The organism is Neotamlana sedimentorum, from assembly GCF_000943565.1.
GTDB lineage: Bacteria > Bacteroidota > Bacteroidia > Flavobacteriales > Flavobacteriaceae > Neotamlana > Neotamlana sedimentorum.
In genome coordinates this window covers 12,952-35,157 of the sequence record NZ_JTDW01000019.1, presented here as the reverse complement: position 1 = coordinate 35,157, position 22,206 = coordinate 12,952, and the positions used below count along the sequence as shown (strand labels likewise).

The following is a 22,206-nucleotide window of genomic DNA, read 5'->3' as shown; positions in this document are numbered from 1 at the left end:
ATATTAAAATCCTCGTTTTTGAAGCCAAGAATCTAAAATATTATTAAACTCATTAGGATGTTCCATCATGGCTGCATGTCCACATTTGTCAATCCAAAATAGCTCAGAATCTGGAAGTAAATCGTTGAATTCTTCGGCGACTTCGGGTGGTGTAACACTGTCGTTTTTTCCCCAAATTATACAAGTAGGTACATTCATATGTGGTAAATCTTTTGCCATATTGTGGCGAATGGCACTTTTTGCAATGGCAAGTGTTTTTACCAGTTTGTTGCGGTCGTTGACCGTAGCATAAACTTCATCTACAATTTCTTTTGTAGCAACTTCAGGATTGTAAAATACATCTTGAGCTTTCTTTTTGATAACCTCATAATCACTTCGTTTGGTGTAACCGCTTCCCATAGCGCTTTCATAAAGTCCAGAGCTACCGGTAATAATTAAAGCTTTTACGCTTTCCGGAAAAAGTTTTGTGTGGTATAATCCAATGTGTCCGCCAAGTGAATTTCCTAGTAATATAACCTCTTTAAGTCCTTTAAAATCAATAAAATCATGTAAATATTTCGCAAAACTTTTTACGTTAGTTTTTATTAAAGACATTGTGTAAATAGGGAGCTCGGGAATAATTATTTTGTAGTCTTTTTTACTAAAAAAATCCGATACAGCACTAAAATTACTCAATCCACCCATTAAACCGTGTAAAACAATAATTGGTGTGCCTTCTCCTTCTTCAAAGTAACTGTAAATGCCTTCTTTTTTTAATCTGTGCGCCATTAATTAGTTCGTCATTGCTTTAAAAACAAATATAGGTATTTCATTCTTATTTCCTATTAATATCAATTTTATCACAAAAAAAAATAGAAAATGTAAATGTTGATAACTCTAATTGAGAAAATGAGATATTGATGTGGTTTATGAGGCTTGGATAATAAAGGGTTTTCAGGTTTTTTAGCGTCTTGATATACTTGAAAATAGTAAAATTTATCAACAAAGTGGTATAAAGTGGTAAAATGTGGTAAAATTTTCAATATCTTTGAGATGTAAACGTTATAGCTATAAAATTTCATATTGGATTTAATCACAGGGACATACGATTGTAAGGTTGATGCAAAAGGCAGGTTAATGATGCCAGTTGCAATCAAAAAACAGTTGTCTGCTGTGTTGCAAAATGGTTTTGTGTTGCGTCGTTCTGTGTTTCAAAAATGTTTGGAACTGTATCCAATGAGCGAGTGGCAGGCTTTAATGCAGAAAATGAATAAGCTAAATAAGTTCAAGAAAAAAAATAATGATTTTATAAGACGTTTTACGGCGGGGGCAAAAATAGTTGAAGTGGATGCGAGCGGAAGGTTGCTGATACCAAAAGATTTAACTGTTTTTGCTGACATTTCTAAAGATATTGTGGTGGCTTCGGCTATAAATATTATTGAAATTTGGGATAAGGATTTGTATGAACAAGCCATAGATGATGCAGCTTTAGATTTTGCAGATTTAGCTGAAGAGGTTATGGGACAAGACGATGATGATCATGGAATATCATAATCCAGTATTATTGAAAGAAACTGTTGATGGTTTAAATGTGAAACCAGATGGTGTTTATGTTGATGTTACATTTGGCGGTGGTGGGCATAGTAAAGAGATTTTAAAACGACTTGGTGAAGGTGGTAGGCTCTTTGCTTTTGATCAGGATAAAGATGCACTTGAAAATACTATTGACGATCCTCGATTTACTTTAATTCATGAGAATTTCAGGTTTGTAAAACGATTTTTAAGGTTTTATGGGGTGAAAGAAGTGGATGGTATTTTGGCAGATTTTGGAGTGTCGTCACATCAATTTGATGTTGCTGAGCGTGGTTTTTCAACTCGATTTGAGGCGAAGTTAGATATGCGCATGAATCAAGATGATAGCTTATCGGCATTTCATGTAGTTAACGAATATAGTGAAGAGCAAATAAGGCAAGTGTTGTTGCAGTATGGTGAGTTGAGATCGGCTCCGGCAATGGCTCGATTAATTGTTGAGTGTCGACAAACAGAGTCTATCGTAACAAGCGAGCAATTAAAATCTGTTCTAAAAAAGTTTTTGCCTCCAAAACATGAGAATAAAGTATTGGCTCAAATCTATCAGGCTATCCGTATAGAGGTGAATCAGGAAATAGAAGTGCTTAAAGAGTTTTTGTTGCAAACGCCAGAGATTTTAAATGAAAGAGGAAGGTTGAGTTTTATTTCATACCATTCGCTTGAAGATAGGTTGGTAAAGCGTTTTATTAGAAACGGCATGTTTGAAGGTGAGCCGGAGCGTGATGTATTCGGAAATTTTGAAGTTCCGCTAAAAAAAGTAGGTGGTTTAATTGTGCCAACAAAAGAAGAGGTTAAAATAAATAATAGAGCAAGAAGTGCAAAGCTTCGAATTGCTGAAAAGGTTTAAGTGAAGAAAAATATTTATAACATATTAAAAGGAACGTTTTTAGTAAGTGATGATGCGTTTAAAAACTGGCGCTTCATTTTGTTTGTGTCTTTTTTGGCAATTGTAATGATTGCTAGTTCGCATAGTGCTGATAAAAAAGTGTATGAGATTGCAAAAATGAAAGAGCAAGTAAAGGAGTTGAGGTCAGAATTTGTTGATGGGCGCTCTCGTTTAATGAAGCTTAAAATGGAATCTGCTGTTGTAAAGGAAATGAATAAAAAGGGTTTAAAAATATCTGTTATACCCCCTAAAAAAATAAAAGTAAAATCGAAAGAATAAAACGTGGCGGTTAGCGAAAAAAACATATTAAATCGATTGTATTTTGTGGCAGGCTGTATGTTTGTCTTTGGTTTGGCTGTGGTGTTTAAATTGGTAAGTATTCAGTTTTTTCAAGGGGATAAATACAGGTCTTTGGCTACTAAAGAGGTGGTTAAAGATGTTGTTATTCCTGCTAATAGAGGTAATGTGTATTCTGTTAATGGAAATTTGTTGGCTACTTCAGTCCCTAAATATACTATTCGTATTGATGCGGTAACATCTAGAAATTCAACATTCGAAGAGAATGTGAAGCCGTTGAGTGATTCATTGTCTCGTTTTTTTAAAAATAGGTCGTCAAATTATTTTGAAAAGCAGTTAAGAAAGGCTAGAGCTAATAAAAATAGATATTATCTACTAGCAAAAAATATTGGGTATTCCGATTATGTGCGCATGCGTAATTTTCCACTATTAGAGAAAGGGGCTTATAAAGGTGGGTTAATAGTTGAGCAAACTACAATGCGAGAACATCCCATGGGGGATATTGCGCATAGGACTATTGGTTATGAGCGTTTTGATGAGGAGGGAAATGTGACACGGCCTGGAATTGATGGAGCTTTCGGAATTAAATATTTGCGCGGTGTTGATGGGAAGCGTAAAAAACAATTAATTGGGAATAAGCAATGGAAGCCATTGCATGATGCAAACGAAATTGAGCCACAAGATGGGTATGATGTTTATACTACTATAGATGTTAATATTCAGGATATTGCACATCATGCTTTGTTGGAGCAATTAGAGTATTATGAGGCGGATCATGGTTGTGTTGTTGTAATGGAAACAAAAACTGGTGAAATTCGTGCTATTTCAAATTTGGGAAGAAATAAAAACGGAAAATATATTGAGCGCTTAAATTATGCGGTTGGTGAAAGTCATGAGCCAGGTTCTACATTTAAGGTAATGGCTTTAATGGCTGCTTTAGAAGATAAGGTTGTTGATACGTCTGCGGTTATAGATACAAAGGCGGGTTATAAGCAGTTTTATGGGCGAGCTATTTACGACACGCATGGTCATGGTAAAATTTCTGCGGCAAGAGTATTAGAGGTGTCCTCTAATATTGGACTTGCGTCAATAATAGATGAGGGGTATGCTTCAAATCCTAAAAAATTTATTAATCGATTAAAATCTTGGGGGCTAAATAAGCCAATTGGTTTGTCTCTTATTGGAGAGGGAACTCCAGTGATTCCAGAGCCAGGAGATAAAATTTGGAGTAAAAACGCATTGCCTTCTATGGCTTATGGGTATAATTTAAAGTTGACGCCGTTACAAACGCTTACATTTTATAATGCTATTGCTAATAACGGTGTTATGGTAAAGCCGCGATTTATTCAATCGGTACGTGAGTTGGATAGAGTTGTTGAAAGTTTTGATGAAGAAGTGGTGAATGAAAAAATTTGCTCCGAAAAAACTTTAAAATCAATGCAAACCATACTTAAAAATGTTGTGGTTCGCGGTACTGGGCGCTCCTTGTATCTCGATTATTTCTCAATGGCTGGTAAAACTGGAACAGCACAGACTGAATATTGGATGAAAGATTGGAAGAAAAACCGTCGTTACATTTCGTCGTTCGCAGGTTATTTTCCGGCCGAAAACCCAAAGTATTCATGTATTGTGGTTATTCATAAACCAAGTGTGAAAAAGGGGTATTATGGTGCCGATGTTACGGGGCCTGTATTTAAAAAAGTAGCTCAAAAAATATATATCGATACGCCTAATGTTGATGAAGTTGAAACTTTAAATGTGCAGAAGGCTTCAGTAGAAAAGGAATACGAAAAATTTTATAATACGGCTCAAAAACACAAAACTATTATGCCAGATTTGGTTGGCGTTCCTGCTATGGATGCGGTAGTTCTGTTGGAAAATATGCAAGTTGATGTTAAGGTTAAACTTAACGGGAATGGTGTTGTAAAAGCACAGTCGGTAAATAAGAATACCAAGTTAAAAAATAATCAAACCGTAGTATTAACAGCATCATGATGGTTTTAAAAGACATATTATATAAGGTAGCTATAAATGCTGTTGTAGGTAGTACGCTTACAAAGGTGCATGCAGTAAATTTCGATTCTAGAAAAATTACTGCAAACGATTTGTTTGTAGCTATTAATGGCGTTACGGTTGATGGTCATGAGTTTATCGATGTGGCTATAAAAAATGGCGCGAAAAGTATTGTTTGTGAGCGTATTCCTGAAGTTTTGGTAGATGGCGTGACTTATGTTGAGGTAGATAACTCGAACAAAGCTTTGGCAATAATAGCTTCAAATTATTACGAAAATCCGTCTGAAAACTTAAAGTTAGTTGGCGTAACAGGAACTAACGGAAAAACTACGGTTGCAAGTTTGTTGTATCAGCTGTTTAAAAATGCTGGTTACAAGGTTGGGTTGTTGTCTACTGTAAAAATAATGGTTGATAATGTTGAGTATAAAGCAACGCACACTACGCCAGACTCGTTGACTATAAATAAGTATTTAACTGAAATGAGTGCTGCTGGTGTGGAGTTTTGTTTTATGGAAGTAAGTTCGCACGGTATTCATCAGTATCGTACCGAAGGATTGCATTTTGAAGGTGGTATATTTACTAATCTGTCTCACGATCATTTAGATTATCATAAAACGTTTGCTGAATACCGAGATGTTAAAAAGAAGTTTTTTGATGAGTTATCGCCAAAATCATTTGCATTAGTCAATATCGACGATAAAAATGGCATGGTAATGCTGCAAAATACCAAAGCTAAAAAATACACTTACGCATTAAAAGAGTATGCTGATTATAAAGCGCAAATTCTAGAAAATCAACTTACTGGTTTGCTGCTAAAGGTTAACGATAGCGAAGTTTGGACAAGACTTATTGGTAATTTCAACGCCTATAATGTGTTGGCGATTTTCGCTACAGCGGAATTATTAGGACTTGAAAAAGTGGAAGTTTTAAGGTTGATAAGCGATTTGCAAAGTGTAAGCGGACGTTTTCAGTATTTAATTTCAGATACAAAAATCACTGCTATTGTAGATTACGCGCATACACCAGATGCTTTAAAAAATGTGTTGGAAACTATAAATAGCATTCGTACAAAAAACGAAGAGTTAATAACGGTTGTAGGTTGTGGTGGCGATCGCGATAAAACAAAGCGGCCGAAAATGGGACATATTGCCTCTGCATTAAGTACCAAAGTGATTTTTACAAATGATAACCCTCGAACAGAAAACGCGCAAGATATTTTAAATGAAATTGAAAATGGTGTAGAACCTCAAAATTTTAAAAAGGTTTTAACGATTGCAGATAGAAAACAGGCTATAAAAACAGCTTGCCAAATGGCGCAACCAAACGATATTGTTTTAATAGCGGGTAAAGGTCATGAGAACTATCAAGAGATAAACGGTGAGCGTTTCGATTTCGATGACTTTAAAATTGTAAAAGAGTTATTAGTAAAACTAGAAAAATAATGGTCACGCTGAGCGCAGTCGAAGCGTAATTAAAAAATCAAAAAATAAAGAATGTTATACTACTTATTTGAATATTTAGAAAAACAGTTTCAGTTTCCTGGAGCCACGCTTTTTGGGTTTTTAACCTTCAGAGCGGCTTTAGCTATGATATTGTCTTTATTAATATCAACTATCTATGGTAAACGCATCATTGGTTTTTTACAAAAAAAGCAAATGGGAGAAACCATTCGCGATTTAGGTTTAGCGGGTCAAGCAGAAAAGGCAGGTACGCCAACCATGGGTGGAATCATTATTATAATTGCCACTTTAATACCGGTATTGCTTATTGCAAAACTTGAGAATGTATACATCATTCTATTAATTGTTACTACGCTCTGGATGGGAGTAATTGGTTTTGTAGACGATTATATTAAAAAGTTTAAAAATGATAAAGAAGGCTTAAAAGGTAAGTTTAAAGTAATGGGGCAAGTTGGTCTCGGTGTAATTGTAGGAGCTACATTATACTTTAGTCCTGCAGTTACTATGAAAGAAAAGTTGCCTGTAGAACAACAACAAGTGCTGTTGGCAGAAAACCCTGAAATCGCACCATCAAAATTATTTAAGCCAGAAGAAAAATCAACAAAAACTACAATTCCATTTTTTAAAGGAAATGAGTTTGATTATGCCGATTTAATTACATGGATTAGTCCAAATCTTGAAAAATACGCTTGGGTCATTTTTATAATAGTTGCCATTTTTATAATTACGGCTGTTTCAAACGGCGCAAACCTAACCGATGGTATTGATGGTTTAGCCGCAGGAACTTCTGCAATAATAGTTCTAGTACTAGGCATTTTTGCTTGGATTTCTAGTAACATCATATTTTCAGAGTACTTAAATATAATGTACATACCAAGGGTGGAAGAAATCACCATTTATACCACAGCTTTTGTTGGAGCTTTAATCGGATTTTTATGGTACAATACTTATCCGGCGCAAGTATTTATGGGAGATACAGGTAGTTTAACCATAGGTGGTATTATTGCTGTAATAGCTATTGCAGTTCGTAAGGAATGGTTAATTCCTGTGTTGTGTGGCATCTTTTTAGCTGAAAATTTATCTGTGGTTATGCAGGTAAGTTGGTTTAAATATACCAAGAAAAAATATGGAGAAGGTCGTCGCATTTTCAAAATGTCGCCTTTGCATCATCATTATCAAAAATTAGGATATCACGAAAGTAAAATAGTAACACGATTTTGGATTGTAGGCATTTTGTTAGCTATTCTTTCAATAGTAACCTTAAAAATTAGATAAAGAAGTTAGTGCTGAGTGCAATCGAAGTGTTTCAAGTATTAAAAATGTAAAAATTAAATGAAAAAACAAAGGCTTGTAATTCTTGGAGGTGGAGAAAGTGGAGTTGGAACTGCACTTTTAGGAAAGGCAAAAGGTTACGATGTTTTTGTTTCAGATAAAGGAAAAATTAAAGAAAACTATAAAGAAGTTCTTATACATAATGAGATTGAATGGGAAGATGAGCAGCATAGCGAATCTAAAATTTTAGATGCCGATGTGGTTATGAAAAGCCCAGGAATTCCAGATAAAGTGGCTTTGGTAAAACAAATTCGTGAAAAGGGAATACCTGTGGTTTCAGAAATTGAATTTGCATCAAAATGTACAAATGCCACAATTGTTGGAATTACCGGAAGTAACGGTAAAACTACCACGGCAAGTTTAACGCATCATATTTTAAAACAAGAATTAAATGTGGGGCTTGCTGGAAATATTGGCGACAGTTTTGCTAAACAAATTTTAGAGAAGGATTTTGATAATTACGTGCTGGAAATAAGTAGTTTTCAGTTAGATGATATCAAAGATTTTAAGCCGAAAATTGCTGTGATAACCAATATAACACCCGATCATTTAGATCGATATGATTATAAGTTTGAAAATTACATTGCTTCAAAATTTAAAATAGCAATGAATCAAACAAAAGATGATTATTTGGTTTATGATGCCGATGATGAAGTTATTACTAATCATTTAAAAAACAATCCAGTTCAATCAACATTATTGCCATTTTCATTAACTAAAACTATAGAGAACGGCGCGTATTTAAAGAACGATAACATAATAATAACAATAGAAAAAAGCCAGATAATTATGCCGACATCAAACTTGACATTAGAAGGGAAGCACAACGTAAAGAACGCTATGGCGTCTTCAACAGTTGCTCATTTATTAAAAATTAGAAAACAAACTATTCGTGAGAGTTTAGAGAATTTTCAAGGAGTCGAGCATCGCTTAGAGGAAGTACTAAAAATTAACAAAGTAAAATACATTAACGACTCTAAGGCAACCAATGTAAATGCAACATATTTTGCTTTAGAAAGTATGGATGCACCAACCGTTTGGATTGTTGGAGGTGTAGATAAAGGAAATAATTACGAAGAGTTATTTCGATTTGTGAATGAAAAGGTAAAGGCTATTATTTGTTTAGGTGTAGATAATAAAAAGTTGTTTGAGGCTTTTGGTAATATGGTTGATATTATTGTTGAAACAGAATTTATGAGCGAAGCAGTAAAGATTGCTTATAAAGTGGCAGAATCTGGAGATAATGTATTGTTGTCGCCAGCATGTGCAAGTTTTGATTTGTTTGAAAATTATGAAGATAGAGGGCGTCAATTTAAAAACGCTGTTCGAAATTTATAAAAAATCAGTGATGTTGAGCGTGGTCGAAGTATACTTAGATTGGAAAATACAAATAAGGATACATTAAATAAAAGTTCTTTTTAAGAAGTTAAAAAATAAAGAATGCAAGCACTATTTAAAAACATAAAGGGAGATAGACTAATATGGGCAATTGTTGCTCTGTTGGCTATTTTATCGTTTTTACCGGTGTATAGTGCGGCTAGTAATTTGGCTTACAAAAGTGGTGGCGGGAATACGTTTACTTTTTTTGTAAAACATTTTATGCATTTAATTTTTGGTTTTGTTATAATGTTTGGTGTGCATAAAATACCATATCGATATTTTAGAGGGTTATCTTTGATAATGATTCCAGTAGTCTTAGTGCTTTTAGCTATTACTATGCTTCAGGGAACGACTATTGATGGCGCAAATGCCAGTCGATGGATTCAAATACCATTTGTAGGTATGTCGTTTCAAACGTCAACACTGGCATCGGTTGTTTTAATGGTATATGTTTCAAGGTATATGTCTAAAATTAAAGATAAAAAAGTAACTTTTAAAGAGTCTATTTTACCGCTTTGGACAGTTGTGTTTATGGTGCTTATTTTAATTTTACCGGCTAACTTTTCAACAGCAGCAATCATGTTTTTAATGGTTTTAATGTTAGTGTTTTTAGGCGGGTATCCAATAAAATATTTAGTTGTTATCGTTGGTTCGGGTGTTTTGGTATTAATGTTGTTTGTGTTAGCTGCAAAAGCATTTCCCGATGCCATGCCTAATCGTGTTGATACTTGGATGGGGCGGATTGAAAGTTTTGCAAATCCAGAAGATACAGAGTCAGATTACCAAATAGAGAAAGCTAAAATAGCTATAGCAACAGGAGGTATACAAGGTGTTGGTCCTGGAAAGAGCATGCAAAAAAACTTTTTACCACAGTCGTCGTCCGATTTCATTTTTGCCATTATTATTGAAGAATATGGTTTAATAGGTGGCTTTACAATCATGATTTTGTATTTGTGGTTATTGTTTAGAGTGGTTATAGTGGCACAGAAATCAGATACCATTTTTGGTAAGTTGCTAGCCCTCGGCGTAGGGCTGCCCATTGTATTTCAAGCCTTAATAAATATGGCTGTTGCAGTAGAGTTATTTCCGGTTACGGGGCAAACCTTGCCGTTAATAAGTAGTGGCGGTACGTCAATTTGGATGACTTGTTTAGCGCTTGGTATTATTTTAAGCGTTAGTGCTAAAAGAGAAGAAATTAAAGAACAAGAAAATATAGAAGATAACCCTTTGGAGGTTTTGAGCGAAGCGCTCGATTAAAGTTTTTAAAAGCGTAAATAATCACGAATTAGTGGCAAAAAAAGAAACATATAAAATTATTTTATCCGGAGGTGGTACAGGGGGGCATATTTATCCTGCTGTAGCCATTGCTAACGAGTTAAAATCACGTTACCCAAATGCTGAATTTTTGTTTGTAGGCGCCAAGGATAGAATGGAAATGGAAAAAGTGCCACAAGCGGGATATAATATAGAAGGCTTGTGGATTTCTGGAATTCAGCGTAAGTTGACATTGAAGAATGCCATGTTCCCAATAAAATTGATTAGTAGTTTGTGGAAAGCTCGTAAAATTGTAAGTGCCTTTAAACCTGACTTTGCCATTGGTACAGGTGGTTTTGCGAGTGGTCCGCTACTTCACGTGGCAGCTTCAAAGGGTATTCCAACTTTAATACAAGAACAAAATTCATTTCCAGGAATCACTAATAAATTGTTAGCTAAAAAAGTTAATAAAATATGTGTAGCCTATGATGGTTTAGAACGTTTTTTTCCAAAAGATAAAATTGTAAAAACAGGAAACCCGGTTCGTAAGGGGCTTTTAAATATAGAGGATAAAACTGTTGAAGCTAAAAACTTCTTCAATTTAAAACATGGTAAAAATACACTTTTAGTTATAGGCGGAAGTCTTGGGTCAAGACGTATTAATCAATTAATTGAAAAGGAATTAGATTTTCTAGACATGCAAAATGTCCAAATTATTTGGCAATGTGGTAAGTTATACTATCAGCAGTATAAAATTTATAACAATACAAAAAACGTGCAAGTTTACGAGTTTTTAAATAATATGGATTTTGCTTACGCTGCTGCAGATATTATAGTGTCTCGTGCAGGAGCAAGTTCTGTTTCCGAATTGTGTATTGTTGGTAAGCCGGTGATATTTATACCGTCTCCAAATGTGGCGGAAGACCATCAAACTAAAAATGCTATGGCGATTGTAGAGAAGGATGCCGCGTTATTAATTAAAGAAGAAGATTTAGATGCCGATTTTCAAAATAAATTTTCACAATTGGTGTCATCTTCAGAAAAACAAAAAGCTTTGGGGGCAAATATTAAAAAATTAGCATTGGTAAATGCAACTAACGATATTGTAAAAGAGGTTGAAAACCTATTAAAAAAATAATGAATTTAAGTAATATACATACTATTTATTTTGTTGGCATTGGCGGTATAGGCATGAGTGCTTTAGCGCGCTATTTTCAAGCTAATAATAAACAAGTTGTAGGTTACGATAAAACTGAAACCGAAATAACTAAAAGTTTAGAAGCTTTAGGTGTAAAAGTTCACTATAACGACGATGTATTTTATGCATCATCATTTAAAAATGAAGACACCTTAGTAGTCTACACGCCTGCTATTCCTAAAACTCATGGAGAATTAAATTATTTTTTTGATAATGAATTTCAGGTTTTAAAACGTTCTGAAGTGTTAGGTATAATCACCAAAAATACGTTTTGTTTAGCTGTAGCAGGAACACATGGTAAAACAACAACAACCAGTATTTTAGGACATTTAATGAACGAATGTAATGTGCCTTTAACAGCGTTTTTAGGTGGAATTACAGAGAATTACAACTCAAATTTAATTTTAAAAGGCAATGAAGTTTCGGTAGTTGAAGCCGATGAGTTCGACAGATCCTTTTTAACCCTTTCTCCAAATTTGGCTTGTATAACTTCTATGGATGCAGATCATTTAGATATTTATGGAAGTAAAGATGAGTTAACAAAATCGTTTGAAGATTTTACAAAACAATTAAAACCTAATGGTAAATTATTTGTAAAGAATGGTTTGCCTTTAAAGGGAATAACATACGGAATTGAAGATGATGCTGACTATTCTGTAAAAAATATAAAAATAGAAAATGGTACTTATGTTTTTGATGTTAAAACACCTGAAACAGTACTTGAAAACTTACACTTTAACCTGCCTGGGAGACATAATTTGTCGAATGCATTAATAGCCTTGGCGATGTCTGTAGAGTATGGTTGCCCTCACCAGCAGCTCGCCAAAGCATTAGCATCTTACAAAGGGGTTAAGCGTAGATTTTCATATCATATAAAAACGGACCATTTGGTTTTTATAGACGATTATGCACATCACCCAGAAGAAATAAATGCGGTACATCAAGCGGTAAGAGAAATGTATCCTAACAAAAAGGTTTTGGCAATTTTTCAGCCACATTTGTTTAGTAGAACCCAGGATTTTGCAAATGAATTTGCAATTAGTTTAGCAAAATTTGATGCTTTGTTATTGTTGGATATTTATCCGGCAAGAGAGTTGTCTATTAAAGGTGTAAACTCAAGTTGGTTATTAAGTAAAATAGATAACAACAATAAAAAACTAGTTAGTAAAGAAAAGTTAATAAACGAAATCAAATCAATTCAAGCAGATGTAGTGTTAACTATTGGAGCTGGAGATATTGGAGCAGAAGTTGAACATATTAAAAACGCGTTACAGATTGCAAATTAAGTGGTATCAAATAAAAATGATTTTGTTATTAGGTTTAGTTACCTTTTTGTGTGCCTTTGCCTCGGGGCGTAATGCAAAGCGCAATATTGTGAAACCAAAAATAAAATTTTTAGGAGAAAATAACCTCTTTATAACGAGTGAAAATGTTAGTAAATTGTTAATACAAAATTACGTAGGGCTTGAAAATGTACCTAAAGAAACTTTAGATTTGAATGTGTTAGAAAACACCCTCAAATCTAATGCCATGATAAAAAGTGCCGAAGTGTATTTGGCTGTAAATGGTACGCTTAAAGCTAATGTTGAGCAAAAAACGCCAATTGCGAGGGTAAATACAAATGTATCATATTACATCGATACGGATGGTGAATACATGCCATTATCAAGTAATTTTTCGGCAAGAGTTCCATTTGTTACTGGTTATGTAGAAAAAAATAATTTAAAAGGCGTCCATACGGTTGCCCAAAAAGTAATGAACGATGATTTTTTAAAAACACATGTTTTCGAAATTCATCAAGATCAAAACCATAAACTTTATCTAAAACTACGCCAATGTGATTTTATGGTAAAATTGGGAGATATAAATTTTATAGAAAGAAAAATAAATAACCTAAAAGCATTTTATAAAAAAAGCTCAAAGGAAAAAACACTTAACCAGTATAGTGTTGTGAATTTGCAGTTTGAAAATCAAGTAATTTGTACCAAAATTTAAGCCATGGAAAATTATCAAACAGCTGGATTAAATAAAGGAGAAACTCATATTGAAATGGAGCAAAATGTTGCCGTTGGATTAGATATAGGAACCACAAAAATTGTAGCCATGATTGGTCGTAAAAACGAATATGGTAAACTTGAAATTTTAGGCATTGGTAAGTCTAAAAGTTTAGGAGTACATCGTGGTGTGGTAAACAATATTACACAAACTATACAGTCTATTCAACAAGCGGTACAACAAGCTGAGGCTGCGGCCGAAGTTAAAATTGATGATGTAACTGTTGGTATTGCAGGACAGCATATTAGAAGCCTGCAACATAGCGATTATATTACGCGTACTACTAGCGATACGGTTATCGATGATGATGATATTGATAGGCTAATTAACCAAGTGCACAAATTAGTGATGCTGCCTGGTGAAGAAATTATACACGTGCTTCCGCAGGAATATAAAGTGGATGGTCAAGGAGAAATTCGTGAGCCAATTGGTATGTATGGTGGTAGGTTAGAAGCTAATTTTCATGTAGTTGTAGGGCAGGTTTCGTCTATTAGAAATATTGGTCGTTGTGTGCAAAGTGCTGGTTTAAACCTTGAAGGTATCACTTTAGAACCTTTAGCATCAGCAAATGCAGTGTTGAGTCAAGAAGAAAAAGAAGCTGGTGTGGCTTTAATAGATATAGGTGGAGGTACTACCGATTTAGCCATTTTTAGAGACGGTATTATTCGTCATACAGCTGTAATTCCATTTGGAGGAAATGTTATTACAGAAGATATAAAAGAAGGTTGTTCAATTATTGAAAAACAAGCCGAATTATTAAAAATTAAGTTTGGTTCTGCATGGCCTGGTGAGAATAAGGATAACGAAATTGTATCTATTCCAGGATTAAGTGGAAGAGAACCAAAAGAAATTACATTAAAAAATTTGTCTAAAATTATTAATGCCAGAATGGTAGAAATTGTAGAACAAGTTTTTGCCGAAATTAAAAATTACGGTCACGAGGTACAAAAGAAAAAGTTAATTGCAGGTATTGTGTTAACAGGTGGCGGTAGCCAACTTAAACATTTAAAACAATTAGTAGAATATATTACAGGAATGGATACCAGAATAGGGTATCCTAATGAGCATTTGGCAGGTGATAGTGAAGACGATTTAACAAGCCCGCTTTACGCTACAGCTGTAGGTTTGGTTTTAGATGGTTTAAAACGACAAGAAAGAAAAAAGAATGAGTTTCGCCAAAACGAAATAGTAAAGGAAGAAAATATTGAGGAACTTGAAGAAAATCAAGAAGAGGAAGAACAGGCTCAACAAGCAAAGGAGCGGCTTTCCTTTCTGGATAAGTTAACGCAACGTGTTAAAGATTTTCTAGATAATGCCGAGTAATAAAATTAATCCAAAGAATTATAATATAAAGTACAAAACCCCAGAAAATAGAATTTTATGAGCAGTAACAAAGAATTCGAAAGCATTTCATTCGATTTGCCAAAAAACCAATCCAACGTTATTAAGGTGATTGGAGTTGGTGGTGGAGGTAGCAACGCTATTAACCACATGTTCCAGCAAGGTATTAAAGGTGTTGATTTTTACATTTGTAATACTGATTCGCAAGCCCTTCAAAACAGTGGTGTTCCTAACAAAATTCAATTAGGTGTAAATCTTACCGAAGGTTTAGGTGCTGGTGCAAATCCAGAAATTGGTGAGCAAGCGGCTATTGAAAGTTTTGATGATATTACAACCATGCTAGATACTAATACAAAAATGGTATTTATTACAGCAGGTATGGGCGGTGGTACGGGTACAGGTGCAGCACCAATTATAGCTAAAATGGCTAAAGATTTAGATATTTTAACGGTTGGTATTGTAACTATGCCCTTTCAATTTGAAGGAAGAATGCGTATAGAACAATCGCAAAAAGGTATCGAGAAATTACGAGATGTAGTAGATTCTTTAATTGTAATAAATAATAATAAATTACGTGAAGTTTATGGAAACTTAGGTTTTAAAGCCGGATTCTCTAAAGCCGACGAAGTATTAGCCACAGCTGCTCGTGGTATTGCCGAAGTAATTACACACCACTACACACAAAATATTGATTTACGCGATGCTAAAACTGTATTAAGTAACAGTGGAACAGCGATTATGGGGTCGTCTTTGGCTTCTGGTCAAAACCGTGCTCAAGATGCCATTCGAAAAGCATTAGATTCCCCATTATTAAACGATAATAAAATCCGAGGTGCTAAAAACGTATTGTTACTTATAGTTTCTGGTTCACACGAAATTACAATTGATGAAATAGGTGAAATTAATGATCATATTCAAAACGAAGCAGGTCATGGTGCTAACATTATTATGGGGGTTGGCGAAGATGAAACTTTAGAAGAATCTATTGCAGTGACTATTATTGCAACAGGTTTTGATGTAGAGCAACAAGACGAAATTTCTAATACAGAAACCAAGCGCGTTATACACAATTTAGGAGCAAGTGCCGACATAGAAACTAAAGAAGCAGAACCTGTAATTATAGCTCCAGTTATCGAGCTTGAGAAGAAAAAAGAACCACCCGTTGTACGTCACACTTTAAACTTGGACGAAGAGCCGGATGATTTAAGTGAATTTGAAAAACGAATGATTAGCAAACAACAGCTTGTAGAGCCTGTTGAAGAGATAGAGGAAGATTTCGACATAATTCCAACTTCAAGTTTAATTAAAAATATCGATGTAGTTTATGATGAAGTTCAAGCTAATTTCGAGGACGAAGATTTTATTATTAAACCTGTAACTACGATGCAGGAAGAAAGCGTACAGCCTGTTGTTGAAGACGAAGAAGAAAAGCAATTTACACTTACTTTCGATTTACCTTTATTCGATAAAAAAGAAGAAGAACCTGCATTTGAAAATTCAATTATAGCTCATCAATTAAATGAAGAAGAAGTTAACAATATTGAAGTTGAAGAGTATGAAGAAATAGTTCCAGTTGTAAATGAAGATGCAAAAGGAAATATTCGATACACCCTTGAAGATTATAAAGAAGACGAGCAAGTTTCAATGTCTAAGGTAAGCCCAAAAACTGAAGCTGTTGAGGTTGTTGATAAAGATATGATTTTTGAGAAAAAGGTAGTTAACGAACCTATTGATGCTCCAAAAACCGAAGAGGTTGATCCAATGAATACACCAATTTCTGAAGTTTTAAAAGATAGAGCAGCGGAGAGACGACGTAAAATGAAAGATTTTAATCATAAGTTCCACAATGGAAAAATTGATGATATAGAAAAAGTTCCTGCTTACAAGCGTCAAGGTATTGATTTAGATGCTACTAAGCATTCATCCGAAAGCAATATGTCTCGAACAAGCGTTGGTTTAAATGATAATGACGATATTCAAATACGAAAAAATAATTCTTTTTTACATGATAATGTGGATTAATTTTTGAAGCTGATTATGTTAATTGTTAACCCGAAATGTTTCTCTCACCATTTCGGGTTTTTTTCTTTACACTATTATTTCTTAAAAGCTCAGAATCTTAGTATATTCGCATTCCTAAAAATTAATTATAATGAGTTTACAGCAACAAGTGATGGCAGCTTTAAAGAACGCTATGAAATCTAAAGATCAAACAGCTTTAACAGCATTAAGAGCTGTAAAGTCTGCAATTTTGTTGGCACAAACTGAGAGTGGAGCTAAAGAAGAGTTAACGGAAGAGCAAGAACTAAAAATATTACAAAAGCAGGTAAAACAACGTCGCGATAGTGCAGCAGTTTTTACAGAGCAAGGTCGTGAGGATTTAGCAGAACCAGAATTAGCAGAAGCTAAAGTAATAGAGCAATTTTTACCAGAAGCGTTAAGTGAAGAAGAAATTGAAAAAGTTGTTGTTGCAACTATAGAGCAAGTTGGAGCATTAGGAATGAAAGATATGGGTAAAGTTATGGGTATTGTTAGCAAAGAACTTGCAGGACAAGCCGATGGTAAAACTATATCTAGCATAGTTAAAGCAAAATTAGCTTAAATTAAAATAATGGCTGCGTAGTTCAACTGGATAGAATATCAGATTTCGGCTCTGAGGGTTGGGGGTTCGAATCCCTTCGCGGTCACTCTTAAGTTATATGAAATTGAGTTGATTGCGCTAAAATTTAACTATTACTCAACCTCAACCAATATTTTGAATAGTATGGATAATTAAATTCCAACGATCTATAATAGTTTTTCCTTTTTTAAAGTTTCTTTAAGTATTTTATGTTTTTCCCAAAATTGCACTTCTATTTTCTCAATAGTTTCGTCGTATCTTGGATGATTCTGCAACTGGTTCAATAGAGGGTCTTCCTTCATAAATAAAAGCACCCAATATTGGAAACCATCTTGTGAACTAAATTTATCGTAGGCTTCTATAGCTTTATCTGGCATATTTTCATAAAGATACAGCATAGCTAAACTTGCCTCTCTGTAAATTGACTCATCTTCTTCCAAATAATCTTTATATTTCTGAATATATTTTTCTGCTTTATTAGGAAGACCCAATTTTTTATAGGTGTAGGCTATTTTTATGTTCTCTGCTGGATACAAGTCAATTTTATCAGTAGTAAGTATACTAATATATTTCTCGTAATAAACCAATGATTTTTCGTAATCTTCCTGAAAATAATATGTTTTGGCTAATTCTTGAGTGATATCAGCGCGAGTAGTATCTTTACGCCACTCTATGAGCATTTTTTTTCTTAAGGATTCTAAATCTTTATTATTCGCATAATCTATAAAATTTTTTAAGTAGGTACTATATTGATTTTTAGGATTATACTTCAGAGATTCTTCAATGTATTTTGAAGCCTCTTTAGCAAACCCGTTTTGGACTAATGCATTACTCAAGTTTAGATAGATAAAGCTTTTAGAAATACTATCGTTAGCTTCAATATTTAATTTTATTCCTTTTAATGCATAAGTGAGATACTTATTTGTATCTGGAACAACTCTAGCATATATATCAGATAAAATTAGTACTACAGAAGAAGCATTTGGGTTATAATCTAGTGCTTTTTCCAAGTAAGGTATCGCTAACCTAAATTCGTTTGCGTTTATATAATACAGTGCTTTTGCAATCAGAGACAATTCAGAAGTAGAATCAAACAACAGGGAATTATCTGCATATTCATTTAATTCGGCTAAATATTTCTTTTCAATTTTATTTACATCTAAGTAATAGTAACAAATTGCAATCTGAGCATAGGCGAGTGCAAATTCCGAGTCTTGTTCTATCGCTTTTTCAAATAAATTAATAGCAGCTTGCAACCCCTCTTTTGTCTTTGTTTGTAAGGCTTCAAGTCCTTTTAAATAATAATCATAAGCTAATACGTTTTCCGTTGGTTTTTTATCTATTTGTTGTAGCTCCGCTGGTGTTACTTTTGCTTCAATGGCTTCTGCAATTTTTTTTGCAACTTCATTTTGTACAGAAAAAATGTCCTCCGTTTTATGGTTGTACTGTTCTGCCCATATAGGTGAATCCTTTGACGCATCAATCAATTGAATATTCAACAAAACCTGACCATCAATGCGTTGTCCACTACCCTCAATCAAGTAATTGACACCTAGTTCTTCACCGATTTCTGTTATTGTCTTATCTGTATCTCTATATTTTTCTACAGAGGTCCTACTAATTACTCGAATATCTTCAATTTTCTGTAAATTGTTTAACGTTGACTCCATAAGTCCGTTTACAAAATAAAGGTTATCAGAGTCATTACTCATATTTATAAACGGCAATACTGCAATCGATTTCTTAAGGTTGACGACATTTTTTTCAGAATTGATTGTTTCTTTTGGGAGAAACAAAAATAGTGCTAGTACTATAACCAAGACCGTTCCTACTATTATCTGAATACGGTTTGGCTTAAAAAAAGTTTTTTCAGCAACTTCAATAATCTCTGTGTTTTGGTGATCTCCTTCGACTTTAAATTCATCTTCAAATTCTGTTTGTTTACCTATTTTTTTTCTGGCCTCGCCTGGGGAATACCCATAATAGTCTCTAAAGCATTTAATAAAATAAGAATTATTACTAAAGCCAACCTCATAAGAAATTTCAGAAATAGTAAGCTCCGTTTCTTTTAACATCGTCATCCCTTTTTGAAGTCGGACTTCACGAATAAATTGACTTGCACTACCTTGTGTTTGTTTCTTAATCTTCCGCAACAAATTTGATCGGCTCATATTCATGAGGTCTGCCAATTCTGAAACTCCAAATTGCTCATTAGAGATATTCTCTAAAATAAGCGACTGAGCTTGCTCAATAAATTTTTCTTGATGTGAGATGTTAGACATGTTGCTTTGTACTGTTCCAAAAGTAGAAATTTTTATTTAAACACTATGTCGCTTATAGTTGAAAGTTCTTTATCAAAAAATGAGTTTTTGCGTCATAATTTATACTCCTGCGTCATAATTTTCAATCTCTCACCAAACTTGACACAATAGGCTTCATGCGGATTATCAACCAACTAAGTTAGTATCGCATCTTTGTAGAAACAAAAATCAAGTTCTTAATCAATATAAATTAAATTATGAAAACATTTAAAATTACTTCAATTAGAATGACAATTCAGATGTTAATCTTTGCACTTTTATTAACAAGTTCATGCGCACAATCTAACAAAGAAACAAGTTCAAATGATTCCGCTAAAGCAACAAAAACAGTAAACGCACCTGATATAGATATTCACGGAGCTGTATTAACGGGAAATTTGGATGCAGTTAAGCAACATATTGAAGCTGGGACTGATATTAATCAAAAAGAGGCCATGTCTGGATCTACACCTTTAATGTCAGCAGCCACTTTTAATAAACCTGAAATAGCGAAAGCATTGATCAATGGAAATGCAGATTTGTCTATAAAAAATAATGATGGTGGAACAGCTTTACACACTGCAGCATTCTTCGGGCGAATCGAAATTGTACAATTACTTATGGATGCAAAAGCTGATAAAACGGTTCGTAATAATTATGGAGCTACACCAAGGGAAACAGTAATGGTAGATTTTGCTCAAATGAAACCTATCTATGAAATGTTAATTCAGCAATTAAAACCAATGGGATTTACATTAGATCTTGATGAATTACAAAAGGCACGTCCTGTTGTTGCAATGATGCTACAATAAACATAAAACAAGATGACAACAGAAAGAAGATACGATATTGATTGGCTTAGAGTCATTGCTATAGGTTTATTACTGATTTACCATATAGCGATTATATTTCAACCTTGGGCCATGTTTATAGGGTTTATAAGAAGTGAAGACGCTTTAGAAGGACTTTGGAAACCAATGACCATGCTCAATGTTTGGAGGATACCCTTACTGTTTTTTGTATCGGGAATGGGCTTATATTTTGCAATGAAAAAAAGAAATTGGAAGCAATTATTCATAGAGCGCAGTAAACGAATTCTTTTACCCTTTGTTTTCGGTATTTTAGCTATCACTCCGTTACACTTTTTAGTCTTTCAAAACTACTATAATATGCCATTGAGTTATTTTCCGCATATGGGACATCTATGGTTTTTAGGAAACATTTTTGTCTATGTCGTAGTGTTGTCACCTGTTTTTTACTATTTGAAAAAAAATGGAAATGGAAAATTTAAAAAAGCCATTTCAAAAGTGATGACCTATGCTTTAGGACCATTATCTATATCCGTATTTTTTATGATAGAAATAGGTATTGTTAAACCACAGCTATTTGAACTATACGCTAAAACCTGGCATGGATTTTTTATCGGGTTGCTTGGGTTCTTTTTTGGATTTCTGTTTGTATATAGCGGTAAAGTATTCTGGCAAACCGTTTCAAAGTGGAAATGGTTATATATCGGTTTGGCAGCCATCCTCTTCGTGATTCGTTTCACAGGGTTTGAGTCATTATCAAATATGTATATCACCACCATAGAATCAAATTCTTGGATATTGGGTTTATTTGGAATAGGCTATAGTTACCTTAATAAACCAAGTGCCTTACTAAGCTATTTGAGTGCAGCTGTTTATCCAGTTTATATTATTCACATGTTTGTCTTATATGCAGGTGCATTACTCATTCTGCCATTAGATCTTCATCCTATGCTAGAGTTTGTAGGAATTACAGTATTTACGTTTATAGTCTGTTTTCTCATTTATGAATTCACCTTAAAAAGAATTACAATCTTGAGACCTTTATTTGGTTTGAAATGGAAATTTAAAAGGGTCGTACAGAAAGAATTAAAAAGGATTTAGAATCTAACTCAAACTTATCTTTTCACTTTATAATAGTTATCAGTACATCAAAACAATAAAATATAATTCATCAATCAATCATCAATCAATCATCAATCAAAAAACGAACAATTATGAAATTTTCTAACGTACAATTAGATTTATTTACGCTCATGTACTTTTCCTTTTGTGATAGAGACATAAGCTTTACATTGTGCTATAATTATTTTAAAAGTCTTATTATGAGTTATTTAAAAGTAGTATTTCAATTAATAAAAAGCCTATATCCAGTGCTAATCTTATTGTTAATATCTTGTAATGAAAACTCCGTTTCATTAGCAGATCAACCAACCCTTGCAGATTATCACGAGAATTCTTTGATGCCAAACGTTAAATTTAGGGAAATGGATACGTCTTCAGACACTTACGGAAAAGACATTTATTTTGAGAATATGGTTTTAACGAGAATGACAACGCTTGCGCAAAATCGTGAGGCTTACAGTAAGGTTATTGAATCATTAAAAAACCTAAAATATACTTATGCTGAATTACGAAATACAAATTAAAAAATGCTTGACTATAAGTTAACCCATTCTTTAACTTTTGATTTCT

At 33.8% G+C, this 22,206-nt stretch carries 19 protein-coding genes and 1 tRNA gene; 18 read left to right on the top strand and 2 right to left on the bottom strand.

Annotated features, from left to right (window positions below):
* Positions 1 to 3: 3 nt before the first annotated feature.
* Positions 4 to 768, bottom strand: a complete 765-nt coding sequence (locus PW52_RS15875; RefSeq protein ID WP_044633963.1) for an alpha/beta fold hydrolase — start codon at positions 766 to 768, stop codon at positions 4 to 6.
* 294 nt (positions 769 to 1,062) lie between these two features.
* On the opposite strand from PW52_RS15875, the gene mraZ reads away from it, so the two are divergent.
* The 15 genes from mraZ to PW52_RS15800 all read left to right on the top strand — a co-directional run bounded on the left by mraZ (position 1,063) and on the right by PW52_RS15800 (position 17,472).
* Complete coding sequence (gene mraZ, locus PW52_RS15870) at positions 1,063 to 1,533, top strand: division/cell wall cluster transcriptional repressor MraZ (RefSeq protein ID WP_044633962.1); 471 nt, start codon at positions 1,063 to 1,065, stop codon at positions 1,531 to 1,533.
* Positions 1,520 to 2,416, top strand: a complete 897-nt coding sequence (gene rsmH / locus PW52_RS15865; protein WP_044633984.1) for a 16S rRNA (cytosine(1402)-N(4))-methyltransferase RsmH — start codon at positions 1,520 to 1,522, stop codon at positions 2,414 to 2,416. The genes mraZ and rsmH overlap by 14 nt, the downstream gene beginning before the upstream one ends.
* Positions 2,417 to 2,734: an FtsL-like putative cell division protein gene (locus tag PW52_RS15860; protein ID WP_044633961.1), complete on the top strand. Its 318-nt coding sequence runs from the start codon at positions 2,417 to 2,419 to the stop codon at positions 2,732 to 2,734. It abuts the gene before it with no gap.
* 57 nt (positions 2,735 to 2,791) lie between these two features.
* Positions 2,792 to 4,747, top strand: a complete 1,956-nt coding sequence (locus PW52_RS15855) for a penicillin-binding protein (RefSeq protein WP_044633960.1) — start codon at positions 2,792 to 2,794, stop codon at positions 4,745 to 4,747.
* Positions 4,744 to 6,207: a UDP-N-acetylmuramoyl-L-alanyl-D-glutamate--2,6-diaminopimelate ligase gene (locus PW52_RS15850; protein WP_044633959.1), complete on the top strand. Its 1,464-nt coding sequence runs from the start codon at positions 4,744 to 4,746 to the stop codon at positions 6,205 to 6,207. Before PW52_RS15855 ends, PW52_RS15850 begins: the two co-directional genes overlap by 4 nt.
* A 51-nt stretch (positions 6,208 to 6,258) precedes the next feature.
* Positions 6,259 to 7,500 (top strand): phospho-N-acetylmuramoyl-pentapeptide-transferase, encoded by a 1,242-nt coding sequence (gene mraY / locus PW52_RS15845; RefSeq protein WP_044633958.1) that lies wholly within the window; start codon positions 6,259 to 6,261, stop codon positions 7,498 to 7,500.
* Positions 7,501 to 7,557: 57 nt separating this feature from the next.
* Positions 7,558 to 8,895, top strand: a complete 1,338-nt coding sequence (murD, locus tag PW52_RS15840) for a UDP-N-acetylmuramoyl-L-alanine--D-glutamate ligase (RefSeq protein ID WP_044633957.1) — start codon at positions 7,558 to 7,560, stop codon at positions 8,893 to 8,895.
* A gap of 102 nt (positions 8,896 to 8,997) precedes the next feature.
* Entirely contained in the window at positions 8,998 to 10,194 is a 1,197-nt protein-coding gene (locus tag PW52_RS15835) for an FtsW/RodA/SpoVE family cell cycle protein (protein WP_044633956.1), read from the top strand.
* 31 nt (positions 10,195 to 10,225) lie between these two features.
* Positions 10,226 to 11,329, top strand: coding sequence for an undecaprenyldiphospho-muramoylpentapeptide beta-N-acetylglucosaminyltransferase (gene murG, locus PW52_RS15830; RefSeq protein WP_044633955.1), 1,104 nt, complete (start codon positions 10,226 to 10,228; stop codon positions 11,327 to 11,329).
* The gene (gene murC / locus PW52_RS15825) at positions 11,329 to 12,675 is read left to right on the top strand and encodes a UDP-N-acetylmuramate--L-alanine ligase (RefSeq protein ID WP_044633954.1); all 1,347 of its coding nucleotides are present in this window, start codon (positions 11,329 to 11,331) and stop codon (positions 12,673 to 12,675) included. The genes murG and murC overlap by 1 nt, the downstream gene beginning before the upstream one ends.
* 16 nt (positions 12,676 to 12,691) lie before the next feature.
* Positions 12,692 to 13,384, top strand: coding sequence for a cell division protein FtsQ/DivIB (locus PW52_RS15820; protein WP_240475204.1), 693 nt, complete (start codon positions 12,692 to 12,694; stop codon positions 13,382 to 13,384).
* 54 nt (positions 13,385 to 13,438) lie between these two features.
* A complete protein-coding gene (gene ftsA / locus PW52_RS15815; protein ID WP_044633983.1) occupies positions 13,439 to 14,767 on the top strand; it encodes a cell division protein FtsA in 1,329 nt (442 codons plus the stop codon).
* Positions 14,768 to 14,824: 57 nt separating this feature from the next.
* The gene (ftsZ, locus tag PW52_RS15810) at positions 14,825 to 16,807 is read left to right on the top strand and encodes a cell division protein FtsZ (protein WP_044633952.1); all 1,983 of its coding nucleotides are present in this window, start codon (positions 14,825 to 14,827) and stop codon (positions 16,805 to 16,807) included.
* 130 nt (positions 16,808 to 16,937) lie between these two features.
* Positions 16,938 to 17,387 carry a GatB/YqeY domain-containing protein gene (locus PW52_RS15805; RefSeq protein ID WP_044633951.1) on the top strand — a complete coding sequence of 150 codons (450 nt, stop codon included), beginning with the start codon at positions 16,938 to 16,940 and terminating at the stop codon, positions 17,385 to 17,387.
* A gap of 11 nt (positions 17,388 to 17,398) precedes the next feature.
* Positions 17,399 to 17,472, top strand: a tRNA-Arg gene (locus PW52_RS15800).
* A gap of 100 nt (positions 17,473 to 17,572) precedes the next feature.
* On the opposite strand, the gene PW52_RS15795 is transcribed toward PW52_RS15800, so the two are convergent.
* Positions 17,573 to 19,687, bottom strand: coding sequence for a helix-turn-helix domain-containing protein (locus PW52_RS15795; RefSeq protein ID WP_044633950.1), 2,115 nt, complete (start codon positions 19,685 to 19,687; stop codon positions 17,573 to 17,575).
* 236 nt (positions 19,688 to 19,923) lie between these two features.
* Here PW52_RS15795 and PW52_RS15790 point away from each other — a divergent pair, with 236 nt between their 5' ends.
* From PW52_RS15790 to PW52_RS17745, 3 genes are all read left to right on the top strand, one after another.
* Entirely contained in the window at positions 19,924 to 20,517 is a 594-nt protein-coding gene (locus PW52_RS15790) for an ankyrin repeat domain-containing protein (protein ID WP_044633949.1), read from the top strand.
* Between the two features lie 12 nt (positions 20,518 to 20,529).
* On the top strand, positions 20,530 to 21,615 hold the full coding sequence (locus PW52_RS15785; protein WP_044633948.1) for an acyltransferase family protein: 1,086 nt from the start codon (positions 20,530 to 20,532) through the stop codon (positions 21,613 to 21,615).
* Positions 21,616 to 21,728: 113 nt separating this feature from the next.
* Positions 21,729 to 22,160, top strand: a complete 432-nt coding sequence (locus PW52_RS17745; RefSeq protein WP_240475203.1) for a hypothetical protein — start codon at positions 21,729 to 21,731, stop codon at positions 22,158 to 22,160.
* The last annotated feature ends 46 nt before the right edge of the window (positions 22,161 to 22,206 follow it).